Annotated in this window: 4 protein-coding genes and 2 pseudogenes; all 6 read left to right on the top strand. The window is 66.2% G+C overall.

Annotation, left to right across the window (positions count from 1 at the left end; translation table 11 throughout):
* A pseudogene (locus JMF90_RS25620) lies at nucleotides 1–133 on the top strand (tryptophan synthase subunit beta); the annotation flags it as partial.
* Between the two features lie 9 nt (nucleotides 134–142).
* On the top strand, nucleotides 143–994 hold the full coding sequence (locus JMF90_RS25615; RefSeq protein WP_011548090.1) for a site-specific DNA-methyltransferase: 852 nt from the start codon (nucleotides 143–145) through the stop codon (nucleotides 992–994).
* An 88-nt stretch (nucleotides 995–1,082) separates the two neighbouring features.
* Nucleotides 1,083–1,898 (top strand): tryptophan synthase subunit alpha, encoded by an 816-nt coding sequence (gene trpA, locus JMF90_RS25610; protein ID WP_011548089.1) that lies wholly within the window; start codon nucleotides 1,083–1,085, stop codon nucleotides 1,896–1,898.
* 64 nt (nucleotides 1,899–1,962) lie between these two features.
* A complete protein-coding gene (gene accD, locus JMF90_RS25605) occupies nucleotides 1,963–2,835 on the top strand; it encodes an acetyl-CoA carboxylase, carboxyltransferase subunit beta (RefSeq protein ID WP_006484412.1) in 873 nt (290 codons plus the stop codon).
* A 100-nt stretch (nucleotides 2,836–2,935) separates the two neighbouring features.
* Nucleotides 2,936–4,246, top strand: a complete 1,311-nt coding sequence (gene folC / locus JMF90_RS25600) for a bifunctional tetrahydrofolate synthase/dihydrofolate synthase (RefSeq protein ID WP_006479330.1) — start codon at nucleotides 2,936–2,938, stop codon at nucleotides 4,244–4,246.
* A gap of 29 nt (nucleotides 4,247–4,275) precedes the next feature.
* Nucleotides 4,276–4,468: pseudogene (locus JMF90_RS40250) on the top strand (sporulation protein); the annotation flags it as partial.

Genomic DNA, 4,468 nt, shown 5'->3' with positions numbered 1-4,468 from the left:
GAGCCACGCGATCGCGTACGGCGTGAAGCTCGCGCCGACGTTGCCGAAGGACAAGCTCCTGCTCGTCAACCTGTCGGGCCGCGGCGACAAGGACATGCACACGGTCGCCGAGCGATCGGGCATCGAGCTCTGACCCCGACCGATGCGTGACCTGATCGAAGAGCCGGGCGGCGGCGCCGCGAGCGAGGCGGAGGCGGTTCAGCCCGCCGCTGCCGCGCCGCGCGCGCTGCCGTCCGGTATCGAACTGCACAACCGCGACTTCCTGACCCATGCCGCGTATTTGCCGGATGCGTCGATCGACCTGATCGTCGCCGATCCGCCGTACGGGCTCGGCAAGGACTACGGCAACGATTCGGACAAGCGTTCGGGCGACGATTTCCTCGCGTGGACGCGCGGGTGGCTCGAGCTCGCGATTCCGAAGCTGAAGCCGAGCGGGTCGATGTACATCTTCTGCACATGGCAGTACGCGCCGGAAATCTTCAGTTTCCTGAAGACGCAGCTCACGATGGTCAACGAGATCATCTGGGACCGGCGCGTGCCGAGCATGGGCGGCACGACGCGCCGTTTCACGTCGGTGCACGACAACATCGGCTTTTTCGCGGTTTCGAAGGCGTATTACTTCGATCTCGATCCGGTCCGCATCCCGTACGACGCCGACACGAAGAAGGCCCGCTCGCGCAAGCTGTTCGAAGGCAGCAAGTGGCTGGAGATGGGCTACAACCCGAAGGACGTCTGGTCGGTCTCACGCCTGCACCGGCAGCACGCGGAGCGCGTCGATCACCCGACCCAGAAGCCGCTGGAAATCATCGAGCGGATGGTGCTCGCCAGCTGCCCGCCGGGCGGCCGCGTGCTCGATCCGTTCATGGGCAGCGGCACGACCGCGGTGGCCTGCGCACGGCAGGGGCGCGACTTCGTCGGCTACGAGATCAACGAAAGCTATTGTGCGATCGCGCACGAGCGCGTGAGCGCGCTCGCCGCGCCGGCGTGCGCGTGAATCGCGCCGCCGCATCGCCGAATGCTGCTTTGCATGGGACCGGAGTAAGCGCTAAAGCGCTAACTCCGGTCGACATAGGAAAATTATCATGAATCGTATTAAGCAGACCTTCGCCGCGCTCGCCGAACAAGGCCGTAAGGGCCTGATCCCGTTCATCACGGCCGGCGACCCTGATCCCGCGAAAACCGTCGAATTCATGCACGCGCTCGCCGCCGGCGGCGCGGACGTGATCGAACTCGGCGTGCCGTTCTCGGACCCGATGGCCGACGGCCCCGTGATCCAGCGCTCGTCGGAACGCGCGCTCGCGCGCGGCGTCACGTTGAAGAGCGTGCTCGCCGACGTGAAGCGTTTTCGCGAAACCGACCCCAAAACCCCCGTCGTGCTGATGGGCTATGCGAACCCGATCGAACGGATGGGCGTCGACGCATTCGCGGCCGAAGCCCACGCGGCCGGCGTCGACGGCGTGCTGGTGGTCGACTATCCGCCGGAAGAGGCGGGCGTATTCGCCGAGAAAATGCGTGCCGCGCAGATCGATCCGATCTTCCTGCTCGCGCCCACGTCGACCGACGAACGCATCGCCGACGTCGGCAAGATCGCGAGCGGCTACGTGTATTACGTGTCGCTCAAGGGCGTGACCGGCGCGGGAAATCTGGATGTTTCGAGCATTGCAGGTAAAATCCCGGCCATCAAGTCGCGCGTGCCGGTTCCGGTGGGCGTCGGCTTCGGTATCCGCGACGCCGAAACGGCGCGCGCGGTGGCCGAAGTGTCGGACGCCGTCGTGATCGGCAGCCGCCTCGTGCAGCTGCTCGAGAGCGCCGCGCCGGAAGGTGCCGCCGCCGCGTTGAAGACTTTCATCGCCGAGCTGCGTGCTGCGCTGGACGGTGCGGGCAACACGGCGCGATAAACACAACACAGGAAGCGGGAACGGGCCGGTTGGCCCGCCCCGCCACGGAACAGGAAACCATACGATGAGCTGGCTCGACAAACTGTTGCCGCCGAAGATCAAGCAGACCGACCCGAAAAGCCGCAAGGGCATTCCGGAAGGCCTGTGGGTCAAGTGCCCGTCCTGCGAGGCCGTTCTCTATCGCAACGACGTGGACGCGAACCTGCACGTGTGCCCGAAGTGCGATCACCACATGCGTATCGGCGCGCGCGAGCGCCTCGACGGGCTGCTCGATCCGGAAGGCCGCTATGAAATCGGCCAGGAAATCGTGCCGGTCGACACGCTGAAGTTCAAGGACAGCCGCAAGTACCCCGATCGTCTGAAGGAAGCGATGGACGAAACCGGCGAGACCGACGCGATGGTCGTGATGGGCGGGGCGATTCACACGCTGCCCGTCGTCGCGGCCTGCTTCGAGTTCTCGTTCATGGGCGGCTCGATGGGTTCGGTCGTCGGCGAACGCTTCGCGCGCGGTGCGCAGAACGCGCTGGAACAGCACGTACCGTTCATCTGCTTCACCGCATCGGGCGGCGCGCGGATGCAGGAAAGCCTGCTGTCGCTGATGCAGATGGCCAAGACCACCGCGATGCTGACCAAGCTGGCCGAAGCCAAGCTGCCGTTCATCTCGGTGCTGACCGACCCGACGATGGGCGGCGTGTCGGCGAGCTTCGCGTTCCTCGGCGACGTCGTGATCGCCGAGCCGAAGGCGCTGATCGGCTTCGCCGGCCCGCGCGTGATCGAGCAGACGGTCCGCGAGAAGCTGCCGGAAGGCTTCCAGCGCGCCGAATTCCTGCTGAAGACGGGCGCGATCGACATGATCGTCGACCGTCGCAAGATGCGCGACGAGATCGCGCAGTTGCTCGCACTGCTGCAGCGACAGCCGGCCGACGCGCTGGCTTGACCGGCGCAAGGTTGTGACGCTGCGCGTCGCCTGGCTTCAACGTCAGGCGGCGCGCTTCGTTTTTTTGGCGTAGTGGCGGTACCGATCCAGATTTGATCCGATGAGCACTTTTCCCACTCTCGACGCGTGGCTTTCGCATCTCGAACGCGCGCACCCGGTCGGCATCGACATGGGCCTGACCCGCATCGGGCAGGTCAAGGCGGCGCTGCAGCTCGAATTCGCGTGCCCGGTGATCACCGTCGGCGGCACGAACGGCAAGGGTTCGACCTGCGCATTCCTCGAGACGATCCTCGTGCGCGCGGGCTACAAGGTCGGCTGCCACACGTCGCCGCACCTGCTCGAATTCAACGAGCGCGCACGCGTGAACGGGCAGAACGTGACCGACGACGAGCTGCTGCCGCATTTCGAGGCCGTCGAAGCCGCGCGCACGTCGCTGGCCGAACCTGTATCGCTCACGTATTTCGAATTCACGACGCTCGCGATCCTGCATCTGTTCGCGTCGCGCGGGCTCGACGCGGTGATCCTCGAAGTCGGCCTCGGCGGCCGGCTGGACGCGGTCAACATCATCGACACCGATTGCGCGATCGTCACGAGCATCGACATCGACCACACCGAATACCTCGGCGACACGCGCGAGAAGATCGCGTTCGAGAAGGCCGGGATCTTCCGCGCGGGCAAGCCGGCGATCTGCGGCGATCCGGCCGCGCCGCAGACGCTGATCGACCACGCCGAAGCGATCGGCGCCGACCTGTGGCTGGTCGGCCGCGATTTCCGCTACGAGGCGCAGGCGGGCGCCGAGCGTCAGCAATGGAGCTATCTCGGCCGCGAGAAGCGCTATCCGGCGCTCGCGTATCCGGCGCTGCGCGGCGCGAACCAGCTGATCAATGCGTCGGCCGCGCTCGCCGCGCTCGAGGCGCTGCGCCCGGTGCTGCCGGTGTCCGCGCAGGATATCCGGCTCGGACTGGCCAACGTCGAACTGCCGGGGCGCTTCCAGGTGCTGCCCGGCAAGCCGGCGATCGTGCTCGACGTCGCGCACAACCCGCATGCGTCGGCCGTGCTCGAGCAGAACCTCGGCAACATGGGCTTCTTCCCGTACACGTACGCGGTGTTCGGCGCGATGCACGACAAGGACATCGACGGCGTGCTGCAGCACCTGAAGGGCGAGATCGACCACTGGTGCGTGACCGACCTGCCGCTGCCGCGCGCGGCCTCCGCGGAGCAGCTCGAAGCCGCGCTGCGCAAGGCCGGCGTGGAGGAGGGGCCCGATTCGAGCGTGACGCGGTACGCGTCGCCCGCGGAAGCGTTTCGCGATGCGCTAAAAAGAGCATCCGAGAATGATAGAATCGTGGTTTTCGGCAGTTTCCATACGGTTGCCGGCGTGCTGGCCTACCGTAAATCGCAGCAACACTGACTGACGGGCAGTTTCGGACTCAGCCATTCATGGGAATTTTCTCGTTCGGCAAGAAAGACGACGACGCGCCCCCGCGGCGCGGCGGTCGCACCGGGGCCTCCCGGAACGTGCGCACGGAGCGCACTGAACGCGTCGAGCGCCGCTCGCGCCGCACCGAGCGTCCGGAATCGGATGCACTGCTCCTCGATCCGACCCTTCCAGAAAAGCAACGCGCGCGCCGTC

This window comes from Burkholderia sp. E168m23 (genome assembly GCF_016586125.1).
GTDB classification, from domain to species: domain Bacteria; phylum Pseudomonadota; class Gammaproteobacteria; order Burkholderiales; family Burkholderiaceae; genus Burkholderia; species Burkholderia orbicola.
The sequence above is the reverse complement of the archived record's forward strand: the minus strand, read 5'-3'. Positions and strand labels throughout refer to the sequence as shown.

Bases quoted from the DNA above. Each gene is read 5' to 3' on its own strand.
- accD (WP_006484412.1), top strand. From the start codon at position 1,963: ATGAGCTGGCTCGACAAACTGTTGCCGCCGAAGATCAAGCAGACCGAC.
- folC (WP_006479330.1), top strand. From the start codon at position 2,936: ATGAGCACTTTTCCCACTCTCGACGCGTGGCTTTCGCATCTCGAACGC.
- JMF90_RS25615 (WP_011548090.1), top strand. From the start codon at position 143: ATGCGTGACCTGATCGAAGAGCCGGGCGGCGGCGCCGCGAGCGAGGCG.
- trpA (WP_011548089.1), top strand. From the start codon at position 1,083: ATGAATCGTATTAAGCAGACCTTCGCCGCGCTCGCCGAACAAGGCCGT.